The organism is Achromobacter maghribensis (assembly GCF_057334215.1).
On the sequence record NZ_JBHFII010000065.1, the window covers coordinates 97479 to 118244 of the forward strand.

Sequence of the window (20766 nt, forward strand, 5' to 3'; positions counted from 1 at the left end):
CCCCCCCCCCACCGCCGTTGGCTGCTTTGCGGCCTGCTGGCCGTGTTGACCGCCGCCAATCTGGCCAGCGCGCTGGCGCCGTCCATGCCCTGGTTCCTGGGGGCGCGGATGCTCGTGGGATTCTGCATCGGCGGCATCTGGGCCATTGCCGGCGGTCTGGCGGGCAGGATCGTCCCGCCGCAGGCGGTGGGGATGGCCACGGCCATCATCTTCGGCGGCGTGGCCGTGGCGTCCGTGCTGGGCGTGCCGCTGGGCGCCTTCATCGGCGACCTGGCGGGTTGGCGCGCCGCGTTCGGCGCGATGGCGGCGCTGTGCGCGGCCGTGCTGTTGCTGATCGGGCTGGCCTTGCCGCCCTTGCCGGCGGTGCGCAGCCTGTCCGCGCGCCAACTGGCCGGGCAGTTTTCGAATCCCGCGGTGCGCCTTGGCCTGCTGGTCACCTTGTTCCTCGTGGCCGGCCATTTCATGGCCTACACCTTCGTCCGGCCGCTGCTGCAATCGCACGCGGGCTTCGGCCAGTCGTGGATCGGCCCGCTGTTGTTCGCCTATGGCGCGGCCGGAGTGGCCGGCAATTTCGTAGCGGGGGCGGCGGCCGCGCGCCAGCCGGGCCGCGTGTTGCTGATGGTCGCGCTAGCCTTGCTGCTGACGTTGGCGTTGCTGGCCGGATTCGGGCATCTGCGGTTTGCCGGCGGCGTCTTGCTGGTGGCGTGGGGGCTGGCGTATGGCGGCGTGTCGGTATCGCTTCAGGCCTGGATGATGCGGGCCGCGCCGGATGCCGTCGAGGCCGCCACGGCCCTGTTCGTGGCGATGTTCAATCTGGGTATCGCCGCCGGATCGTTGCTGGGCGTGCCCAGCGTGGATGCGCTGGGCTTGCGCGTGAACCTGTGGCTGGCCGCGGCATGCATGTTGTTGCCGGCGGGCGCGCTATGGGCGTGGCGGCAGCCCCGGCGAACGCCTGATGCCGGTTCGACATGCCGGTAGCGCCGGCCATTTCAGGGAAAGCACCGGAAGATCTTCCCCGTGCCGACCGCTACCCGCTGATGTTCGCGGCAACGTGCGCCGTCAAGCCGCCCGTGTCTCTCCTGGCCCTCGGTGTTTTCCCGAAGAGATGCGTTTTTTCATCTCTCAGTACTAACCATTAGCCTGTGCCCGCCGCCCCTGAGCGGCGGGCGGGGCAAAGCGCCTGCGTATAACCATGGGGAATAGCCCAAGCACCTGAAGGACTTTGACGCCATGGTGTCCCGATCCTAGTCTGCAGTCACGCCGTATCTCCGACTGCAAACTTCGAATGCCGCCAGCGTGCGGCGCACAAGGGAAGCCATGAAACGTCCTGTACCTCTCGCCCTGGCGGCCGCGTTGCTGGCGGTCTGTAGCACCGGTCTGGCAACGCCGGCGCAAGCGCAAGAGCGCCCCGTGCTGCGCGTCAGTTCGGGCGCCGCGGACAACGCCACGCTCGACCCCCACCGCGCGACGTCCACCGCCGACAAAGGGGTGGCCGCGCAGATGTTCGATGCGCTGGTGCAGTTTCCGGCGGGCAGCGCCGATCCCAAAGCGTTGGAGCCGGATCTGGCCGAACGTTGGGAGGCCTCGGCAGACAGCAAGGTCTGGACGTTCCACCTGCGCCACGGCGTTCAGTTTCATGGCGGCTATGGCGAATTGAAAGCCGAGGACGTGGTCTATTCGATCCAACGCGCGGGCGATCCCAATCGTTCCAGCTTCGCCGCCACCTTCGCCATCATCGACAAGGTCGAAGCGCTGGATGACTACACCGTGCGCTTCACGCTGAAGTACCCCGACGCGACCTTCCTGGGCCGCGTATCCAACTATCACGGCGGCAACATCGTCAGCAAGAAGGCCGCCGAAAAGCTGGGCGACAAGTTCGGCGCCGGCCCCATCGGCACCGGCCCGTTCGCCTTCGGCGAACACGTCACCCAGCAGTACGTGAAGCTGGTGGCCAACGACGCGTACTTTCGCGGCAAGCCCAAGCTGGGCGGGATCCTGTACCGCATGATCCCATCGGACAGCGCGCGCGAGCTGGCTTTCACGTCGAACGAAATCGACGTGATGCAGGGCAAGCGCGAGCAGCGGTGGGTCGAACGGTCGGCCAAGCGCGGCATGAAGATCGATATCTTCGAGCCCGCCGAGTTCCGCACGCTGCATCTCAACCGCAACGTCAAGCCGCTGGACAACCTGAAGGTGCGCCAGGCCGTCGCGGCCGCGATCAACGTGGATGAAATCGTGCGCTACGCAGGCAAGGACGTTGCCGACAAGGGCTGTTCGGTGGTGCCCAACGGGTATCTGGGCCAAGACTGCAGCGCGGGCGCTTATGCCTACGACGTGGACCGCGCCAAGAAGCTGCTGGCGGAAGCAGGCTATCCCAACGGCGTCGAGGTCAAGTCCGTCGTGTCGAACATTTCGGCACAGCAGCCCATCATGGAAATCGTGCAGGCGCAATTGGCCAAGGCCGGCATCAAACTCAATATGGAAGTGGTGGACCACGCCACCTACCAGGCCAAGAGCCGCCAGGACTTGAGCGGCCTGGTGTTCTACGGCGCGGCGCGATTCCCCAACGCCGATACGTACCTGACGGAGTTCTACGATTCGGCCGCCGCGATCGGCGCGCCCGGCGCGATGTCGAATTTCTCGCATTGCTCGGTGGCCGATGACGCCATCCGTCAGGCCCGCATGGAACCGGACGCGCAGAAGCAGCTGGCCTTGTGGAAAGACGCGCAGGTGAAGATCCACGGCGACGTCTGCGCCGTTCCCCTGTTCGGGCTGAAGCAGGTGTGGGCGCGCGGGGATCGCGTGAACTATGGCTACGCCTTGCAGGGCGCGCTGAACCTGCAACCTCCCATCACCGAACTGACGACGGTAAGCGCGCCCTGAGCGGCGTGCCGGCTGTCATTGGCCCTTGAGCACTTCGCGGGAAACCTGCGCGGCGACGTCGCGGGCTTCCTCGACAAAGGCCTCGACCAGCGCCGCGTTGCGCGAGGTGTGCACGCGGCACAACTGGAAGTGGAACAGCAGCTCCGGATCAAAGCGCCGCAACACCATGCGGCTATGCAACCCTTCGGCGAACAACGGATGAATCAAGGAAACCCCCAGCCCCGCCGCGACGAATTCGCAGGCCGTGGGCGCCGTATTGGTGTCCAGCACCACATTCAACCGGGCACCCGCCTGGCTGAACGCCTGGCGCACCAGTTCTTGCGTCTGGCTGTCGGCTCCGAAGGAGACGAAGGGCAGGCCGCTCAGATCGCGCGGCCGCACCACGCGCTTGCGCGTCAGCTCGTGATTCGTGGGCATGGCGCAGAACAACGGGTACTGGAACAGCGGCTCGCGATCGATGTAGGGGTTGTCGACGCGGCTGCCCACCAGCGCCACGTCGATGTGTCGGGTTGCCAGCCAGTCCGCCAGGAACAGCGATCCGCGGCTTTGGATCGACACGCGCACGTCGGGATGCCGCTTCAGGAACTGCATGGTCACGCGGCGGATAAACGGGCCGGCCAGGGCGGGCAGGACGCCGACGTTCAGCGTGCGCTGTTCGTCGCGGCGGATGGAATCGACGGCTTGCTCAACCTGGCGCAGGCCGCTGAAGACGCGGTCGATCTCTTCGTACAGCCGCATGCCTTGATTGGTCAGCGCCAGCTTGCCGCGCACCCGGTCAAAAAGCGCCAGACCCGTTTCCGTCTCCAGATGCGACAGCAATTTGCTGACGGCCGGCTGCGACACGCCCAGTGCCACGGCCGCCTGGCTGGCCGTGCCGTGTTCGACGACCGCCTTGAACGCTTCGATCTGCCGCAAGTTCAACGTCTGATTCATGCCATAACCCGGTTGGATGGAAGCTTGGTTCGCAGTCGCAAAGGTTATAGCGTCGACATCGCGCGCACAAGAAGGAACCACCATGCGGCATGAGTTCGACGTCATCGTGGCGGGCGCCGGCATGGTCGGCGCCGCCATCGCCTACGGGCTGACGGGACACGGGCGGCGCGTGCTGATGCTGGACGGCGCCGACACCGATTTCCGCGCGGCCAAGGCCAACTTCGGCCTGGTGTGGCTGCAAGGCAAGGGCCATGGCCACCCCGCCTACCAACGCCTGTCGCATCTGGCGGTGCAGGCGTGGCCGGACTTCGCGCAGGCGCTGGAAGCCGACAGCGGCATGACGCTTGCCTACGAGCGCCGGGGCGGGCTGCATTTCTGCCTGGGCGATGCCGAACTTTCCGCCCGCGCGGCGCGCCTTGCCGCCTGGCATGCGCAGGCGCCGGAGCTGGCGCCCTGTACGCAGTTGCTGGATCGCGGCGAGCTGCTGCGCCGCTTTCCGTCGATGCGCCTTGGCGCCGACGTGGCGGGCGCCAGCATCGGCGGGCTCGATGGCCACGTCAATCCGCTGCGGCTTCTGGCCGCGCTGCAAACCGCGTTCTTGAAACGCGGCGGAACCCTGCTTAACCGTCATGCCGTCACCGCCATCGATCCGTTGCCCGGCGGCGGATTCTCCGTGGGGGCGGGCGGCTTCCAGGCGCGCGCCGAACGCGTGGTGATCGCTGCGGGATTGGGCTCGGTCGCCTTGGGGGCGATGGTCGGGCTGGACGTGCCATTGCGGCCGCAGCGCGGCCAGATCCTTGTCACCGAACGGCTGGCGCCCCTGTTGCCGATACCCGCCAGCGGCATCCGCCAGACCGCCGAAGGCACCGTCATGGTTGGGCTGACGCAGGAAGAGGTCGGGTACGACCTGGGCACCACGTCGTCGGCCGCGGTGCGCATGACGCGCAACGCGTTGCGCATCCTGCCCGATCTGGCGCGGGCCAGGCTGGTGCGGCAATGGTCGTGCCTGCGGATCATGACACCCGACGGGTGCCCCGTCTACGCAAGTTCTCCTCTTCACCCCGGCGTGGATATCGCGCTGTGCCACTCGGGCGTGACGCTGGCTTCATTCCATGCCGGGCCCTATGCCCGCGCATTGGCCGGCGGCGCGCCGCTAGATCCCTTGGATGCCTTTCACCATGAGCGTTTCAATGTTCAGAAAGCTGCATGAGTCCGGCGCGCCCGCGCTGACACTCACGATAGACGGCCAGTCCGTCGCCGCCGAAGCCGGCGAGACCGTGGCGGCGGTGTTGCTGCGGCAGCAAACGCCGGCCACCCGCAGCACCCCCGTGCTGGAAAGCCCGCGCGCGCCGTATTGCATGATGGGCGTGTGCTTCGACTGCCTGGCTATCGTGGATGGCGTGGCCTCCACCCAGACCTGTCTGGTCACGGTGCGCGACGGCATGTGCGTCGAGCGCCAGTTCGGCCGCCGGAGCGTCTTGCCATGAAGCGCGAATTCGATGTCGTGGTGATTGGCGCCGGCCCGGCCGGCATGAGCGCGGCCATCGGCCTGCGCGGCCAGGGCTTGTCGGTGCTGGTGGTGGACGAGCAGCCCGCCCCTGGCGGCCAGATCTGGCGGGCGGTCGAGGCCGTGGCGGACACGCCGGCGGGCAAGCTGCTGGGCAGTGAGTACCGAGCGGGCGCGGCGCTGGCGCGCGCGTTCCGCGACAGCGGCGCAATTTATCAGCCGCAGACGCAGGTCTGGCAGGTCGAGCCGGGCTGGCATGTCTACATGACGCAGGCAGGGCAGGCCGAGGCAGTGCGCGCTGACCGCATTGTGCTGGCGATGGGCGCGCAGGAGCGGCCCGCGCCGTTTCCGGGCTGGACCTTGCCGGGCGTCTTGACCGTGGGGGCGGCGCAGATCCTGTTGAAGACGTCGCGCCAGGTGCCGGCGGAGCCGGTGTGGGTTGTGGGTAGCGGGCCGTTGCCGTTGCTCTACATGGCGCAGCTGTTGCGCGCAGGCGGCAAGATCGCCGGCTGGCTGGACACCTCGCCGCCGGGCGGATGGCGCCGGGCGCTGCCTTGGGCCGGCGCGGCGCTGGCGGGACGGGCCGACATCGCCAAGGGGCTGGCGTGGCTGCGCGAGATCAAGGCCGCGGGCGTCAAGCGCGTGCGCGGCGTCACGGCGGTGCGCGCGCTGGGCGAAGGGCGTTTGCAGGAAGTGCAGTACACCGATGCCGACGGCAGCACGGCGCGCGCGCCGGCCAGCGTGCTGCTCTCGCACGAAGGCGTGGTGCCGTCCATCCACATGACCCGCGCGCTGGAATGCGACCATTCCTGGAACGCGCAGCAGTCCTGCCTGGCGCCGGACCTGGACGAATGGGGCCAGACCAGCCGCCAGGGCGTCTACGTGGCGGGAGACGGGGCGGGCATCGGTGGCGCGCAAGCCGCTTGCGTGCGCGGCGAGCTGGTCGCGGTTGGCGTGGCGGCGGCAGCGGGCCGGCTGACGCCGCAGGCTGCCGCGGCGAGAGCCGCGCCGTTGCGCGGCAAGCTGGCGTCGCTGCTGCGCCTGCGCCCCATGCTGGATGCCATGTATCCGCCACGGCCAGGCATTTTTTCCCCGCCTGACGACACCATCGTGTGCCGCTGCGAAGAGCTGACGGCGGGCGACATCCGCAAGGCGGCGGCCATCGGCCAGCCCGGACCCAATCAAATCAAGTCCTATACGCGCGCCGGCATGGGCCCGTGCCAGGGCCGCCAGTGCGGCTACACGATCGCGCATATCCTCGCGGCGGAACAGAAGCGGCCGGTGGCCGAAGTCGGGTTCTATCGCATCCGCCCGCCGCTCAAGCCGTTGACGCTGGGCGAGCTGGCGTCGCTCGACATCGAGGAAGCGCAACCATGAGCGCGCGCACTTGCGATGTGATCGTGGTCGGCGGCGGCCTGCACGGCCTGTCGGCCGCGTTGCAGATGGCGCGCCAAGGCAAACGCGTCGTGGTGATCGAACGTCATTGGGTTGGACGGCACGCGTCGGGCGCCACGGCCGCCGGCGTGCGCACGTTGAACCGCGACCTGGGCGAACTGGACCTGTCATTGGAGGCGATGGACATGTGGCACGACATGGCTTCGCTGGTCGGCGACGACTGCGGCTTTCATGCCAACGGACAGATATGCGTGGCCGAAACGCCTGCCGCGCTTGCCGCGCTGCGGACCCGCGTCGACGGGTTGCGCGCCAGTGGCTACACGCACGAAGAACTGATCGGCCCGGACGAGCTGCGGCGGCTGTTGCCGGAACTCAGCCACCATTGCCTGGGCGCATCGATCGCGCGGCGCGACGGCGCGGCCGACCCGCACCGCGCATTGCGCGCATTTCGGCACAGCGCCGAAGCGGCCGGCGTGACGATCATTGAACACTGTGGCGTGACCGGCTTGGCGCGCGTGGGCCAGGATTGGCGCGCGCAGACCGACGCCGGGGCCTGGACCGCGCCGTATGTGGTCAACGCGGCCGGCGCGTGGTCCGCCCGCATCGCCGCCATGGTGGGCGACGACATCCCGCTGGCGACCAAGTCGTCCATGATGATGGTCAGCGAGCGCTTGCGACCTTTCATCAAACCCGTGGTGGCCATCATGGGCCGATCGCTGTCGTTCAAGCAGTCGGACCAGGGCACGCTGGTGATCGGGGGCGGCCTGCAGGGCATCCCCGATCTGGACCGTGAAACGTCCACGGCGCGCATGCGGGTGCTGGCCAAAGGCGCGCATGCCGCCACGGATCTGTTCCCGGCGGTGCGCGACATTCGCATCGTCCGGGTGTGGGCGGGCCTGGAAGCGAAAACGGACGACATGCTGCCGATCGTCGGCCCATCGCCCAATGCGCCGGGGGTGTTCCACGCATTTGGCTTTTCGGGCCACGGCTTCGAGCTGGTGCCCGTGGTTGGCGCCGCGCTGACCGACCTGGTGGTCCATGGAAAAACCGGCCGCGCCATCGGCAACCTGCAGGCGCAGCGCCTGATGCGGGTGAAGGGCGCCGCGCCATCCGCTTCGGAGCATTCATCATGATGCGCTACGCCATCAAGCGCCTGCTGCTGGCCGTCCCGACGCTGCTGGCCATGTTGACAGCCGTCTTCATCCTGGTGCGGCTGGTGCCGGGCGATCCGGCCGCGGTGATGCTGGGCGATCAGGCCAGCGCCGAAGCCCTGGCGGCGCTGCGTTTGCGCCTGGGGCTGGATCTGCCCACGCACGTGCAGTACCTGCGCTTTCTGGGCGACATGCTCACGGGCAATTTCGGCGTGTCCATGGCCAGCGGCCGCACCGTGCTGCAGGAGGTGTCGCTGGTGCTGCCCTGGACGCTGCAACTGACGGCGGCGGCCATCGTGATCGGCGTGGCGTTCGGCCTGCCCATGGGCATCTGGGCGGCGCTGCGCCGCAATGCCTGGCCGGACTACCTGGGCCGCCTGCTGTCGCTTACGGGGCTGTCCTTTCCGGCTTTCGTGTCCGCCATCCTGATGCTGTTGGTGTTTGCCATCCAGTTGCGCTGGTTTCCCGTCATCGGCGCCGTCGGCGCGGGCGACTGGACGTCGCAATTGCGCGGGCTGGCGCTGCCCGCTTTCAACCTGGGCCTGATCATGATGGCGTACGTGATGCGTGTCACCCGGTCGTCGATGCTGGGCGTGATGGGCGAAGACTACGTGCGCACCGCGCGGGCCAAAGGCGTGCGGCCAATGCGCCTGATCCTGCGTCATGGGTTGCGCAATGCGCTTATTCCCATCGTGACCGTGGTGGGCCTGTACTTCGGAACGCTGATCGGCAACTCGGTGCTGACCGAAATCGTGTTCAACCGGCCGGGCCTGGGCAAGCTGATCCTGGGCGCGCTCAACAGCCGCGACTACACGCTGCTGCAAGGGCTGATGGTGGTGTTCGCGTCATGTGTGATCGTCGTCAATCTGCTGACCGACCTGGTGTACGGGCTGGTCGACCCCAGGGTGAAATACAAATGAGCGCTGTCGCCGCTATCCCCTCGTCCCGTCCCAATGCCTTGTGGCAGGCATTGGCCAAGAACCGGCTGTCGTGGATCGGCCTTGGGCTGCTGCTCGTGATCGTGCTGGCCGCCGTGTTCGCGCCGTGGCTGGCACCCCACGATCCCTTGCAGCAGAACATCGCGTATCGGCTGGAGCCGCCCTCTGCGGAGTTCTGGCTGGGCACCGACAGCTACGGGCGCGACGTGCTGTCGCGCCTGGTCTACGGCGCCCGCGTGTCGCTGCTGGTGGGTTTTGTCGCCATCCTGATCGCCATGTGCATCGGCTCGGCGCTGGGCATCCTGGCGGGCTATCTGGGCGGCCTGGTCGACCAGCTCATCATGGGCCTGGTCGACGTCCTGCTGTCCTTTCCCACCTTGCTGCTGGGCCTGATGGTGGCCGCCATGCTCGGCGCCAGCCTGGAAAACCTGATCATTGCCATCGCCATCACCGAAATCGCGCCGTTCGTTCGGGTGGCGCGCGCGCCCACCATCGCCTTGAAACAACGCGATTTCGTCGAAGCGGGCAGGGCGCTGGGCTATGGCCCGTTGCGCCTGATGGGCGTGCACATCCTGCCCAACATGGTGTCGGACGTGGTGGTGCTGGGGTCGCTGTGGATGGCCTCGGCCATCCGCACCGAGGCGTCCTTGAGCTTCATCGGCCTGGGCGTGCCACCCCCCGCAGCCACATGGGGCAGCATGATCCGCGAAGGGTTCGAGAACATCCTGGACGCCTGGTGGCTGACGGTATTCCCCAGCGTTGCCATCCTGTTGACCGTTTTGGCGCTGAACCTGCTGGGCGATGCCCTGCGCGACGCCATTGATCCCAAGCTGCGTTCGGAGCGTTCATGAATCCTCACCCGAACCCTCTCTCTGGCTCTCAGGCCCCCGTGCTGGAACTTCGCGACCTGCGCACGGAGTTCCGCGTGGGCGGCGCCTGGCACGCCGCCGTGCGCGACGTGTCGCTGCAAGTGGGGCGCAATGAAACGTTGGCGGTGGTCGGCGAATCCGGCAGCGGCAAAAGCGTGACGGCCTTGTCGGTGTTGCGCCTGCTGCCGGAAGCGGGCGCCCGCCATGGCGGCGGGCAGATCCTGCTGGATGGCGCCGACCTGGCCGCGCTGTCCGAAAAGCAGATGATGAAACTGCGCGGCGAATCCATCGCCATGATCTTCCAGGAGCCGATGACGTCGCTGAACCCCACGATGACGGTGGGCGACCAGATTGCCGAGGCCATTCGCCAGCACCGTCGGCTGCCGTGGGCAGAGGCGCGCCGGCTGGCGCTGGCCGTGCTGGAAGAAGTGAAGATTCCGGCCGCCGCCAAGCGCTTTGGCGACTATCCGCACCAGTTCTCGGGCGGCATGCGCCAGCGCGTCATGATCGCGATGGCTTTGGCATGCAAGCCCCGGGTGCTGCTGGCCGACGAGCCGACCACGGCCCTGGATGTCACGATTCAGGCGCAGATCCTCACGCTGCTGTCTGATTTGAAGGCCGCGCATGGCATGGCGGTGCTGTTCATTACGCACAACCTGGGCGTGGTGGCGCAGATCGCCGACCGCGTCGCGGTGATGTACGCCGGTGAAGTCGTCGAGACCGCGGATGTGCAGACGCTTTTTGCACGGCCCACGCACCCCTATACCGAGGCGCTGCTGCGCGCGATGCCGCGTGTGGATGCCGATAGCGCGGTGCTGGAATCCATTCCGGGCGGGGTGCCGGCCATTACCGCGATGCCGAAAGGCTGTGCCTTCGCGCCGCGCTGCCGTCTGAAGGAGGCGCGGTGCGAGGCCGAACGGCCCGCGCTGACCCGCATCGGCCCGTCTCACCAGGTGCGTTGCGTGGTGCGCGCCGAACCGCATGGAGGCAAGGCATGAGCGATCTTCTGCAAGTCCGCAACCTGGTCAAGCGCTTTGAGAGCGGCGGCGGCTGGTTGGGCGGCGAAAAACAGGTGGTGCGGGCGGTGAACGACGTGTCGTTCAGCGTCGCGCGGGGACAGTCGCTGGGCCTGGTCGGAGAATCGGGCTGCGGAAAATCGACCGTGGCGCGCACCTTGTTGCGGTTGATCGAACCCGACGAGGGCAGCATCGTGTTCGACGGGTTGGACGTCCGGAAGGCCGGCGCCTCCGCCATGCGCGCATTGCGCCGCCGCATCCAGATCGTGTTCCAGGATCCCTATGCGTCGCTTAACCCGCGGCGCAGCGTTCGCCAGGCGCTGTCCGAACCGCTGGTCGTCCACAAGCTGGGCGATGCGAGGCAGATCGCCGCCAAGGTGGAACAGGCCATTGGCGAAGTGGGATTGCCGGTGTCGGCGCTGGACCGCTATCCGCACGAGTTCTCGGGAGGCCAGCGCCAGCGTATCGGCATCGCCCGCGCATTGGTGCTGGACCCGGAACTGATCGTGGCGGACGAGCCCGTGTCGGCGCTGGATGTGTCGGTCCAGGCGCAGATCCTGCAGCTGATGGAACGCCTGAAGCGGGATCGCGGCCTGTCGTTCGTGTTCGTCTCGCATGATCTGGGCGTGGTGCGCCACTTTTGCGACACGGTCAGCGTGATGTACCTGGGCCGCATCATCGAGCACGGGCCCACCGCGCAGGTGCTGGACCGTCCCTTGCATCCGTACAGCCGCGTCTTGCGGGATTCTTCGCCCGTGCCTGACCCGGCGGCGCGCATCCGCTTGCTCAAGATCGAAGGCGAGATTCCCGCGCCCACGCACTTGCCGCCCGGCTGCACGTTTCATCCACGTTGCGCGCGGGTCCAGGCGGATTGCGCCCAGCGCGTGCCGCCGCTTGCGTCCCTGGGCGGGGGCCGGTCAGCGGCCTGTTTCCACCCGCTGGTCGACGAGGCCGCGGCCATGGCTCACGCCTCAGCCGGGCCCTGCGTCCAGGCCTGAACCGCCGCTTATGTTCGGGCCGCGCGCCGGCCTCAGCCCGCGATGCGGCGCTTGCTGCTGTCGCGCACGACCAGATGGGGCGCCAGCCGCACGCTGTCGGGCTGGCCGCCCGCCAGCTTCTGCAACAGCAGCTCCAGGCCCATCCGGCCCATCTCGTGCATGGGCGAATGGATCGTGGTCAGGCCGATGGGCAGCGCGCCCGCCAGCGGCGTGTCGTTGTAGCCGACGATGGCGACGTCGCGGCCGGCTTCCAGGCCCTGCTCGCGGGCGGCGCCCATGACGCCGACGGCCAGGAAGTCGTTGACGGCGAAGATCGCGGTGGGGCGGGCGGCGGGCGACAGGAGCCCGGCGCCGATGTCGCGGCCCGCGTCCGTGTCGAACGGGCTTTCGATGCGCCAGTGCGCGGGCACGTCCACGCCGTGCTGGGCGCAGTAACTGAAGAAGCCGTCGGAGCGGTCGCGGCCCGTGCTGGCGAACGGTTCGCCCACCATCACGGCAATGCGCCGATGGCCCATGTCAAGCAAGTGTTTGGCCGCCAGTCGGCCGCCTTCCAGGTCATCGCAGGTGACCGCGCAATGGTGGTCGGCATGGCGGCTGACCAGCACGAAGGGCACGTCGCGTTGGGCCAGTTCGGCTAATAGCGGGTTGGGCGGCGCATTCGCGGGCGCGCTGTGCGCATCGCCCAAGATCAGGCCATCGACGCGGCGCGCCAACGCCATGTCGATCAGTTTGCGCTGCTTGTCCGGCTCGTCTTGCGTGTTGGACACGAAGGTCAGGTAGCCGTGTTCGGCGGCGGCCTCGTCGATGCCTTCGTAAATGGTGGCCAGCACCATGTCCGACAGCCGGGGCACCAGCACGCCGATCGTGCGGCTGCGGCGCGTTTTCAGGCTGGCCGCATGGGGGTTGGTCTGGTACTGCAATTCGGCGGCCAGCGCGCGGATGCGTTTCACCGTGTCCGGGGCCGCTGCGCCGCGCGCATCGTCTGCGGATCCGTTCAGGACCCGGGACACGGTTGAAACGTTCAAACCGAGCTGCCGCGCCAGGCTTTGCAGCGTGACAGGGCGCGATCTATTCATGGGGCTGGAGAATACACGCGGAAATAGCGCGGCAGGGAGTATCCCGGCAACCTAGGGTTTTCACTGAGTCGATTTTTGGGTTTGGAGCCCTTAGCATTGCGCAACCCAAACGTTTGGGTAAACCGACTGGATCGAAACGCAATGACAACTGAAAGCCAGGACTCCCGGTTCCGGTACCGGATATTCACCATGGTCGTGCTGCTGGCGCTGATCAATTACATCGACCGCGGCGCCATGTCCTACGCGGCCGCCCACATCACGGGCGAATACGGCCTGGACCGCGGCGCATGGGGGTCGGTGCTGGGTTACTTCGGCTATGGCTACATGGTCGGCGCGCTATTCGGCGGCATGCTGGCCGACCGCTACGGCCCGCGCAAAGTCTGGATCGTGGCGGGCGTGGCCTGGTCCGTGTTCGAAATCGCTACCGCCTGGGCAGGGGATTTCGGCCTGGCGTTCCTGGGCGGTTCGGCGCTGGCCGGCTTCGCGACCATCCGCATCCTGTTCGGCGCCGCCGAAGGCCCGGCGTATTCCATCATCAACAAGACCATCGCCAACTGGGCGACCACGCGCGAACGCGGATTCGTCGTGGGGTTCGGCCTGCTCAGCACGCCGCTGGGCGCCTTGCTGACGGCGCCTGTGGCGGTGGGCCTGCTGACGCTGACCGACAGCTGGCGCGCCATGTTCTTCATCCTGGGCGGGGCAGGGCTGGTGGTGTTGGTGTTCTTCATGCGCATCTTCACGGACCGCCCCGAAACCAATCCCCGCGTGTCGCCGCAAGAGCTGGCTGAAATCCAGTCATCGCGCGCGCAATCGGCCACGGGCGCCCAAGCGGCCGATGCGCCCGTGCTGCCGTGGTGGAGCTTCTTCCGCAGCAAGACGCTGCTGCTGAATACGCTGGGCTATTTCGCGTTCATGTACGTGAACTTCCTGCTGCTGACCTGGACGCCCAAGTACCTGCAGGACAACTTCGGCTATAGCCTGTCCTCCCTTTGGTACATGGGCATGATTCCCTGGACGGGCGCCTGCGTCACCGTGCTGTTGGGCGGCCGCATTTCGGACTTGCTGTTCAAACGCACGGGCAGCCTGAAAATCGCGCGCAGCTGGTTCGCCGCCGCCTGCCTGCTGGCCACCACGTTGTGCTTCCTGCTGGTGTCGCAGGCGCAGTCGGTATTCGCCGTCATTGCCCTGATGACCCTGGCCAATGCGCTGAATGCCTTGCCCAATTCGGTGTACTGGGCAGTCGTGATCGATACCGCGCCGTCCAACCGCGTGGGCACGTTCAGCGGCCTGATGCACTTTTTCGCCAATATCGCCTCGATTCTGGCCCCGACGCTGACGGGCTACCTGACGGCGCGCCACGGCTACTCGGTGATGTTCATCGCCGCGTCGGTCGCGACAGCCGTCGGCATGGTCGCTATGCTTCAGGTGCGCCCGGGCGTGGGCCCGCGCATGCCCGCCAGCCAGGCCTTGCCATCGGAAGCCGCCAAATGACCCAACCTTCTCCTTCTTTTCCCCACCTTGCCGTGGAACCCGGATTCTTCCGCGGGCGCCGCATCGCCGACCTGCAAGAAGCCATGGCCAGCGGCAGCCTGACAGCCCAGGACCTGGTGCGTCACGCGGGCGCCGCCATTGAACGGCTGAACCCGCAGTTGAACGCCTTCGTCCATGTCGACATCGCCGCCGCGTTGGCCGTCGCCCGTGAACGCGACGCCGAACGCGCAAGCGGCAAGGTCAGGGGGCCGTTGCACGGCATCCCCGTCGCCATCAAAGACAACGTCGACACCGCCGACATGCCCACCACGATGGGCGCCGCCCACTTCCTGGGCCATCGGCCGCAGGCCGACGCGCGCTGTGTGGCGCTGTTGCGCGAAGCCGGCGCCATCGTTGTCGGCAAGACGTTGACGCACGAGTTCGCTTATGGCCCCACCGGCGACCGCAGCGTGCAGGGCGCGGCGCGCAATCCCTGGCGCACCACCCAGATGACGGGCGGTTCCAGCGCGGGCAGCGCGGCGGCCGTCGCGTCCGGCATGGTGCCCGTGGCGCTGGGCACGGACACCGGCGGTTCCGTGCGCGTGCCTTCCGCCCTGTGCGGCCTGGTCGGCTTCAAGCCCACCCATGGCCGAGTGTCCGACGCGGGTGTGTTTCCCCTTGCGCCCACGCTGGAAGATCCGGGCGTGCTGGCCAATTGCGTGGAAGACGCGCAGGTCTTCATGCAGGCATTAAGCGGCGGCACGCTGGCGCCGGCTTCAGTGGCCGCCGAAGGCGTGAAGGTGGGCTGGGTGGCCAACGCGCCGTTCGCGATCGACGATGCGGCCGTCACCGCATGCGTGCGCGCCGCGGCGGAGCGCTTCGCCGGCGGCGCAGTGCAGCCGGCGCCCGGCGTCACGCAGCACGCGCGCGCCTTGCAAAGCGCACTCGGCGCGATCCAGCGCGCCGAAGCCTACGAAGTCCACGCCGAGCGCGTCGAATCCGAACCTGGAAAGTTCGATCCGGAGGTGCTGGAACGCTTGCGCGCCTCGCGCCCCGTGCAGGGGTGGGAGTATGTGCGGGCCCTGAAGGAAAGGACCCGCCTGCAAGCCGAGTTCGCGCGGCTGTTCCAGCAGGTGGATGTTCTGGCGCTGCCCGCCGTCGCCATTACCGCGCCCGCGTTGCAGCAACGCACCGTGGCGGGCCCGGGCAGCGCTGGCGTGCGCGAAACGTTGCTGGGCCTGACTAACCCGTGGAACGTGTTGGGGTTGCCTGCTATCAGCCTGCCCGCGGGCTGGGTGAACGGCATGCCCGTGGGCTTGCAACTGGTCGCCGCAGCCGGCACCGACGAGGCCTTGCTGGCGCTGGCCGCCAGCCGTTGGCAAGCGCCGCAAGCGGACTGACACGATGGGCCAGCCGGCGCCGCGTTGCGGTGCGGGCAACTTGGCAAGGCGGGCGAAGGATCGCCCGCCGCTGTTCTAGATCGGTCCGACCGACGTTCCGAAACGGATGGCGCGGCGCTTGCCCTGCACCGAGATCTCCTCATCGCCGTCGTCCGCGCCGGGCTCACGCAGCCACATCATGGCGGACAAGCCGGATTTCGCGTCATAGCCGCCGAACCAGTCGATAAGCCGCGCGACGTAGCAATGCGTGCCCACATGCACCGCCACGTCGGCCACGGTCTCGTAGGAATAGTGGCCCGCTCCGTATTGGTAGTAGCGGTCCCGCTCGTCCTCTTTCACATCGGCGGGAATCGGGCACAACGGCCGGTCCGCATCCCCGTCGCCACGCGCGGATTCGGCGTCGACGGTTGCCAGCGCCTGCGTCAACCCGGCATGCAAGGCGTCGTCCAGGACGCGGACCGCGTCTTTGTCGGCGCGCTTCTGCTGTTTCGGCACTTGCAGCTGATAGCGGTACTGGATCGTCAGGGTGGGCACTTCGCCCACGGCATGCAGCGGCCGCAGCAGATGGACATGGTCGACGCCGTAGTAGCTGTTGCGGTACGCGGCGTAGACGCGGCCGCGCAGGCGGATCCACTCGCCGGCCTGGTTCGAGCCGCGGCCGTTCAGCGTGTACAGGCTGGACGCGGCATTGCCATGGGCGTCGATGGCTTCGGCATAGCGGCCGCCCGCGCGCCGCAAGGCGCTGATGTCCGAGAACAGGCCGGTGCCGCCAGTGTAGGAATTGATCACCAGGTCGCGCTGGCCGTCACCGTCCAGATCCATCAAGGAATAAGAGGCGGCGCCGTTTTCGCCGCCCGCATCGATGCCGGACGCTTGCAACGCTTTCCATTCGTCCGGCGTCACGCCGTCGGGCCGCGTGACCGGGAACCTGGCTTCATCGTCATCCTCGTTCGCTCGGACATTGGAGAAAGTGGTCGTGCCGTGCTTGATGGACAGGGGCGCCAACGCGTCTTCCAGCGGGAACTCGGCGTTGTTTCGGCTTGCGGCCTCTACCGCTTGGCGCAGGTCTTCAAGCGCCTGCCGATCAGTTTCATCCGGCACGTAGGCCGTGGCGCTGCGCAGTTGATCCTGCAAGACGCTCACGCGTACCAGGTACTGGTCGCGAAGACACCCCGCATTCACGCCGCAGCCGTTGCGCGCGCGCAGCCAATCGCGCTGATCCTGCCGCAACGCGGCGCGGCCGTCGGGGCGGGCGGCGCCCAGCTTGCCGTATATCGCCGATAGCTCACTATCCTGGCGCAGCAGCTCCGCGTCGGCGCAGATCGTCACTTCAGTGGGGGTTTTCGCTTGCGCGCAATTCATGCCCGCGGCTAGCGTGGGTGTGGTTAGGGGAGCCAGCGCCAGAAGGGCGGCAAGCAAGGGCTTGGGAGTCAGAGTCAAGGTGCGGCGCGAAGTGGTGAGGTACAGTGCATTACACGATTGAACCGTTGAACCAGGCAAGCCGCTCGTTGCGGCCCACGCCTAATTTCTGTGAGCTCCATGATCGACGACCTGATCCAACTGGGCAAACTGATCAGCCTGGGCCTGGCGCTGATGCTGCCGCTGGCCAATCCGCTGACCTCCATGACGTTGCTGCTGTCCCTCGGGCAGCATATTCCCTACAAAGAGCGCGAACGCCAGGTCACCCAGGCGGCCTTCTACGTGGTCGGCATCATGCTGGTTACGTACTACGCCGGCGCGTGGATCATGCACACGTTCGGCATATCGATCCCCGGCCTGCGGATCGCGGGTGGGCTGATCGTGGTCAGCATCGGGTTCAGCATGCTGTTTCCCAAGGCCGAGTCAAGCACGCTGGAAGCCGAGGTGGCCGCCGATGCCCAGCATCAGCGGCAAACGCCCAACATCGCCTTCGTGCCGCTGGCGCTGCCCGGCACCGCGGGGCCGGGCACCATTGCCATGATCATCAGCGGAGCCGCGTCGGTGGATACCGCGATCACCCCTGACTACGCGCCGTGGATCATCGCGGTGACGCCGGTCATCGTGTTCGCCTTGCTGGGCGTGTTCTTCTGGATCTGCCTGCGCTCGGCAGGCCGCATCGTCGCGGTGATCGGTCAAAGCGGCGTCGAAGCCATTTCGCGCGTCATGGGCTTCCTGCTGGTGTGCATGGGGGTCCAGTTCGTGATCAACGGCGTCCTTGAAATCATCACGCAGCATGCGGGGGGATAAGCGGGTGCCGCACGGCTGGCTGCGTCGCAGCGCAGCCGTCTTCGGGCGTGTCCTCGGCAGTTTGCTGGTGGTGGGCTACGCCCTGTGGGGCGTGTTGGCGCTTGCCTATCAGGCGCCGGGCGGCGTGTGGGGCAAAGGGGCGGCCGCGCTGCTCTGGACGGGGCTGTGCGCGGGGGCGCTTGTCGCGCTGTGGCGCCAAAGGCCTTGGCGCCGGCGCGCCGGATGGGCCTATCTGGCCGGCGTGGTCGCGCTGTGCGGCTGGTGGCAGACGCTGACGCCCTCGAATGATCGCATCTGGGCCGACGACGTCGCCCGGATGCTGCACGGCACGGTGTAAGGGTCGGTTGTCACGCTGGAAAACGTGCGCAATTTTGATTGGCGTTCGGATGACGACTACACGGCGCGCTGGGAAACCCGCCAGTACGACCTGGATCAGCTGGTGGGGGTGGACATGGCGCTGTCGTATTGGTCGGGCCCGGCCATCGCCCACACCCTGGTGTCCTTCGGGTTTTCAGACGGCCGCCAGGTGGTGTTTTCCGTCGAGATCCGCAAAGAACGCGGTGAAAAATTCTCCGAGATCGGCGGCTTCTTCAAACAGTTCGAATTAAGCGTGGTGGCTGCGGAGGAACGCGACATTCTGTATGTGCGCGCAGGGCCGCGCGGCGAGAGCGTCTACCTGTATCCGGTGCGCATGCCTGCTGCGGCCATGCGCGAGCTGTTCCTGTCATACGTCACCACGGCAAATGCGCTGATCGATACGCCCCGCTTCTATCACACGGTGACGGCCAACTGCACGACGCTGGTTTATCAGATGGTGCGCGCTATCGTTCCGGGGCTGCCGCTGGACACCCGCATCCTGTTGTCGGGATATCTGCCCGAATACTTGTACGAGCAGGGCGGCCTGGACGCCAGCTTGCCTTTGGAGGGGTTGCGCCAGCAGGCAGCGGTCGGCCCGCTGGGCGCGCCCGGTGAGGATCCCTTGGCCTTTTCACGCCAGATCCGCCAGCAGGGGGCGCCGGCGCCGGTTGGCCCAAGCCATTAGACACCGCCAAGTTCTTCCGGGGCAGAGCAAGCGACGCAAGGGTGTGCAGGCTTGCCGCTTTACCTGTTTCGCCCCGTTTCCAACGTGCATTTCCGCGCGTACGTGGTTGTCTTCGGACCGGTAAACTACAGCACGGTAAAAATTTCAAGCGCTTCACGCGTGCGCGTTTCTCTCACGTGAGTTTTGGGTCTGGTATCGGAACCGGGCTGTTTTGAAGGAGGGCGCCGAGATGTTCTGGCCGACCCTGAGCATTGCCCTGATTGTTGCCCTGATTATTGCGGCCGCCATTGCCGCCGTGCTGCTGCGCCGCCCTGGCGTGGTGCTGTACGACTGGATCGTCACCCGTCGGGCTGCCACCCGCGCACGCCGTTGCGCCATGGCAAGGGCTCGCCCCGTCATGCTCCAGACGCGTTCCGTCTCATCCGCTGCGCAAGCGCAGCCGCGCCCCGCCGAACACGCCGAACCCGCCGCCCTGGCGGGATAGCCGCTGGCAATCCTTCCCTCTGCATAGATAAAAAAAAGGCCATCCTGAAAAGGATGGCCTGAAGTACGGAAGGGCGCCCCGACTCTGCTCAGTTGGGGCGGCCCGTAGCCCGCTTAGAAGCGATGGCGGATGCCGGCGCCGACCGTGCTGATCTTGTTGCCGTTGATGAACGCGGCGCCATCGGCGTACGACGCCAGGGCGTACAGGTTGGTCCGCTTGGACAAGTCGTACGTGTAGCCCACGCTGTAGATGTCCATCGCGTACAGGTTCTTGTTCGGATCGGCACGCTGCCACGACGCGAAGATGTTGCTGGCGCCGCCGATCGGCGCGCTCACGCCGACCATGTACGAGTTGATGCGCAGGCCATCCCACGTGAAGCGGCCGTTGCTGAAGCCCTGGCCCATTGCGGGGCCGCCGGATTGCTGGCGGCCGCCCATCAGCGAGAAGTCCTGGCCTGCGAAGACGCCGTCTTCCGAACGGCCGTAGGCCAGCGACAGCTTGATCACTTCGAAGTCATACGCGCCGCCGATGATGAACTGCTGCGGTTGCGGCTGGTTCGGCTTGCGGTACTGCACGTCATACGACAAGGCCAGCTTCAGGGGGCCATTGTCGTAGCGCACGCCGGCCGTCCAGGCGCGATTGTTTTCCTTGGTCTTGAACTCGGTCGGGCCTTCGACGTCATCCGTCGAGAACGAGTAGCCCACGCCGCCTTGGAAGCCGCTCCAGACCGGGGTCTGATACATGACCATGTTGTCATAGCGGACCGTGTTGGCCGCGCTGAACGCCATACCCATGTTGGCGTTCAGGTAGTCCAGCGAGAACGGGTCGATGTCGCCGAAGTACTTGGATGCGATGTTGGTTTGACGGCCCAGTTCCAGCAGACCCCATTGATCGCTGTTCAGGCCGATCGTGGCTTGGCGGCCGAACAGGCGGTCGCCTTGCGAGCGGTTGCCGTTATTGGCCGTGAAGCCGCTTTCCAACGTGAAGACCGCCGACAGGCCGTCGCCCAGGTCTTCCGTGCCACGCAGGCCGAAGCGGGAACCGTTCTGGATGCCGTCGTTCATGCCGATTTTGGATTGATAGTCACCACCAGGGGCCCCACGATTCGAATCAGTGGTGCCGACCTTGCCGCGCTGGTACGTCAGACCCAAGTCGACGATACCGTACAAGGTGACGGACGTCTCGGCCTGCGCCGCACCGGCCATGCCAGCCAGAATCGCGCCTACGAGCAAAGTTTTCGTTAGTTTCATATCCACATCCGGTTCTAAGGCTTGTATTGCCTGCTTTCAGCACCGTGAAAGCAGCCCAGGCCTAAACAATAGGCAACCCCGCCGGAAAACATGAAACTGAATACTACTTAATTGTTCTTAATATATAA

At 66.8% G+C, this 20766-nt stretch carries 18 protein-coding genes and 1 pseudogene; 15 read left to right on the forward strand and 4 right to left on the reverse strand.

Features of this window, described 5'->3' with window-relative positions; all coding sequences use genetic code 11:
• A partial coding sequence (locus ACE039_RS30270) for an MFS transporter (RefSeq protein ID WP_485824187.1) occupies positions 1-978 on the forward strand: 978 nt, incomplete at its 5' end.
• 339 nt (positions 979-1317) lie between these two features.
• On the forward strand, positions 1318-2883 hold the full coding sequence (locus ACE039_RS30275; RefSeq protein ID WP_485824188.1) for an ABC transporter substrate-binding protein: 1566 nt from the start codon (positions 1318-1320) through the stop codon (positions 2881-2883).
• 15 nt (positions 2884-2898) lie between these two features.
• Here the strand turns inward: ACE039_RS30275 and ACE039_RS30280 are convergent, their stop codons facing one another.
• Positions 2899-3816: a LysR family transcriptional regulator gene (locus ACE039_RS30280; protein WP_310033631.1), complete on the reverse strand. Its 918-nt coding sequence runs from the start codon at positions 3814-3816 to the stop codon at positions 2899-2901.
• 82 nt (positions 3817-3898) lie between these two features.
• Here ACE039_RS30280 and ACE039_RS30285 point away from each other — a divergent pair, with 82 nt between their 5' ends.
• The 8 genes from ACE039_RS30285 to ACE039_RS30320 are packed head-to-tail and all read left to right on the forward strand — an operon-like array spanning position 3899 to position 11690.
• A complete protein-coding gene (locus ACE039_RS30285; RefSeq protein WP_199196947.1) occupies positions 3899-5026 on the forward strand; it encodes an NAD(P)/FAD-dependent oxidoreductase in 1128 nt (375 codons plus the stop codon).
• Positions 5007-5303, forward strand: a complete 297-nt coding sequence (locus ACE039_RS30290; RefSeq protein WP_105559960.1) for a (2Fe-2S)-binding protein — start codon at positions 5007-5009, stop codon at positions 5301-5303. Before ACE039_RS30285 ends, ACE039_RS30290 begins: the two co-directional genes overlap by 20 nt.
• Positions 5300-6700 carry an FAD-dependent oxidoreductase gene (locus tag ACE039_RS30295; protein WP_485824189.1) on the forward strand — a complete coding sequence of 467 codons (1401 nt, stop codon included), beginning with the start codon at positions 5300-5302 and terminating at the stop codon, positions 6698-6700. Before ACE039_RS30290 ends, ACE039_RS30295 begins: the two co-directional genes overlap by 4 nt.
• Positions 6697-7851: an NAD(P)/FAD-dependent oxidoreductase gene (locus ACE039_RS30300; protein WP_448710757.1), complete on the forward strand. Its 1155-nt coding sequence runs from the start codon at positions 6697-6699 to the stop codon at positions 7849-7851. Before ACE039_RS30295 ends, ACE039_RS30300 begins: the two co-directional genes overlap by 4 nt.
• The gene (locus ACE039_RS30305; protein ID WP_485824190.1) at positions 7848-8789 is read left to right on the forward strand and encodes an ABC transporter permease; all 942 of its coding nucleotides are present in this window, start codon (positions 7848-7850) and stop codon (positions 8787-8789) included. The genes ACE039_RS30300 and ACE039_RS30305 overlap by 4 nt, the downstream gene beginning before the upstream one ends.
• Positions 8786-9658 carry an ABC transporter permease gene (locus ACE039_RS30310; RefSeq protein ID WP_105559964.1) on the forward strand — a complete coding sequence of 291 codons (873 nt, stop codon included), beginning with the start codon at positions 8786-8788 and terminating at the stop codon, positions 9656-9658. The genes ACE039_RS30305 and ACE039_RS30310 overlap by 4 nt, the downstream gene beginning before the upstream one ends.
• Positions 9655-10674, forward strand: a complete 1020-nt coding sequence (locus ACE039_RS30315) for an ABC transporter ATP-binding protein (protein ID WP_105559965.1) — start codon at positions 9655-9657, stop codon at positions 10672-10674. Before ACE039_RS30310 ends, ACE039_RS30315 begins: the two co-directional genes overlap by 4 nt.
• The gene (locus ACE039_RS30320; RefSeq protein WP_485824191.1) at positions 10671-11690 is read left to right on the forward strand and encodes an ABC transporter ATP-binding protein; all 1020 of its coding nucleotides are present in this window, start codon (positions 10671-10673) and stop codon (positions 11688-11690) included. Before ACE039_RS30315 ends, ACE039_RS30320 begins: the two co-directional genes overlap by 4 nt.
• Positions 11691-11722: 32 nt before the next feature.
• Here the strand turns inward: ACE039_RS30320 and ACE039_RS30325 are convergent, their stop codons facing one another.
• Positions 11723-12766: a LacI family DNA-binding transcriptional regulator gene (locus ACE039_RS30325; RefSeq protein WP_485824192.1), complete on the reverse strand. Its 1044-nt coding sequence runs from the start codon at positions 12764-12766 to the stop codon at positions 11723-11725.
• Positions 12767-12907: 141 nt separating this feature from the next.
• Between ACE039_RS30325 and ACE039_RS30330 the strand changes: the two genes are divergently transcribed.
• Both ACE039_RS30330 and ACE039_RS30335 read left to right on the forward strand, forming a co-directional pair.
• Positions 12908-14257 (forward strand): MFS transporter, encoded by a 1350-nt coding sequence (locus tag ACE039_RS30330; protein WP_105559968.1) that lies wholly within the window; start codon positions 12908-12910, stop codon positions 14255-14257.
• Positions 14254-15636, forward strand: coding sequence for an amidase (locus ACE039_RS30335; RefSeq protein WP_485824193.1), 1383 nt, complete (start codon positions 14254-14256; stop codon positions 15634-15636). The genes ACE039_RS30330 and ACE039_RS30335 overlap by 4 nt, the downstream gene beginning before the upstream one ends.
• A gap of 75 nt (positions 15637-15711) precedes the next feature.
• Here the strand turns inward: ACE039_RS30335 and ACE039_RS30340 are convergent, their stop codons facing one another.
• A complete protein-coding gene (locus ACE039_RS30340; RefSeq protein ID WP_485824194.1) occupies positions 15712-17076 on the reverse strand; it encodes a lysozyme inhibitor LprI family protein in 1365 nt (454 codons plus the stop codon).
• A gap of 99 nt (positions 17077-17175) precedes the next feature.
• On the opposite strand from ACE039_RS30340, the gene ACE039_RS30345 reads away from it, so the two are divergent.
• The 3 genes and pseudogenes from ACE039_RS30345 to ACE039_RS30355 all read left to right on the forward strand — a co-directional run bounded on the left by ACE039_RS30345 (position 17176) and on the right by ACE039_RS30355 (position 19388).
• Positions 17176-17862, forward strand: coding sequence for a MarC family NAAT transporter (locus tag ACE039_RS30345; RefSeq protein WP_485824195.1), 687 nt, complete (start codon positions 17176-17178; stop codon positions 17860-17862).
• Positions 17849-18904, forward strand: a pseudogene (locus tag ACE039_RS30350) (Lnb N-terminal periplasmic domain-containing protein). Before ACE039_RS30345 ends, ACE039_RS30350 begins: the two are co-directional and overlap by 14 nt.
• A 229-nt stretch (positions 18905-19133) precedes the next feature.
• Positions 19134-19388, forward strand: coding sequence for a hypothetical protein (locus ACE039_RS30355; RefSeq protein ID WP_485824196.1), 255 nt, complete (start codon positions 19134-19136; stop codon positions 19386-19388).
• Positions 19389-19501: 113 nt separating this feature from the next.
• Here ACE039_RS30355 and ACE039_RS30360 read toward each other — a convergent pair whose 3' ends face one another.
• On the reverse strand, positions 19502-20638 hold the full coding sequence (locus ACE039_RS30360) for a porin (RefSeq protein WP_485824197.1): 1137 nt from the start codon (positions 20636-20638) through the stop codon (positions 19502-19504).
• Positions 20639-20766: the final 128 nt, after the last annotated feature.

Coding starts and splice junctions, on each gene's coding strand:
- ACE039_RS30345 (WP_485824195.1), top strand. CDS start 17,176: ATGATCGACGACCTGATCCAACTGGGCAAACTGATCAGCCTGGGCCTG.
- ACE039_RS30355 (WP_485824196.1), top strand. CDS start 19,134: ATGTTCTGGCCGACCCTGAGCATTGCCCTGATTGTTGCCCTGATTATT.
- ACE039_RS30320 (WP_485824191.1), top strand. CDS start 10,671: ATGAGCGATCTTCTGCAAGTCCGCAACCTGGTCAAGCGCTTTGAGAGC.
- ACE039_RS30290 (WP_105559960.1), top strand. CDS start 5,007: ATGTTCAGAAAGCTGCATGAGTCCGGCGCGCCCGCGCTGACACTCACG.
- ACE039_RS30300 (WP_448710757.1), top strand. CDS start 6,697: ATGAGCGCGCGCACTTGCGATGTGATCGTGGTCGGCGGCGGCCTGCAC.
- ACE039_RS30360 (WP_485824197.1), bottom strand. CDS start 20,638: ATGAAACTAACGAAAACTTTGCTCGTAGGCGCGATTCTGGCTGGCATG.
- ACE039_RS30280 (WP_310033631.1), bottom strand. CDS start 3,816: ATGAATCAGACGTTGAACTTGCGGCAGATCGAAGCGTTCAAGGCGGTC.
- ACE039_RS30285 (WP_199196947.1), top strand. CDS start 3,899: ATGCGGCATGAGTTCGACGTCATCGTGGCGGGCGCCGGCATGGTCGGC.
- ACE039_RS30330 (WP_105559968.1), top strand. CDS start 12,908: ATGACAACTGAAAGCCAGGACTCCCGGTTCCGGTACCGGATATTCACC.
- ACE039_RS30325 (WP_485824192.1), bottom strand. CDS start 12,766: ATGAATAGATCGCGCCCTGTCACGCTGCAAAGCCTGGCGCGGCAGCTC.
- ACE039_RS30335 (WP_485824193.1), top strand. CDS start 14,254: ATGACCCAACCTTCTCCTTCTTTTCCCCACCTTGCCGTGGAACCCGGA.
- ACE039_RS30295 (WP_485824189.1), top strand. CDS start 5,300: ATGAAGCGCGAATTCGATGTCGTGGTGATTGGCGCCGGCCCGGCCGGC.
- ACE039_RS30315 (WP_105559965.1), top strand. CDS start 9,655: ATGAATCCTCACCCGAACCCTCTCTCTGGCTCTCAGGCCCCCGTGCTG.
- ACE039_RS30310 (WP_105559964.1), top strand. CDS start 8,786: ATGAGCGCTGTCGCCGCTATCCCCTCGTCCCGTCCCAATGCCTTGTGG.
- ACE039_RS30305 (WP_485824190.1), top strand. CDS start 7,848: ATGATGCGCTACGCCATCAAGCGCCTGCTGCTGGCCGTCCCGACGCTG.
- ACE039_RS30275 (WP_485824188.1), top strand. CDS start 1,318: ATGAAACGTCCTGTACCTCTCGCCCTGGCGGCCGCGTTGCTGGCGGTC.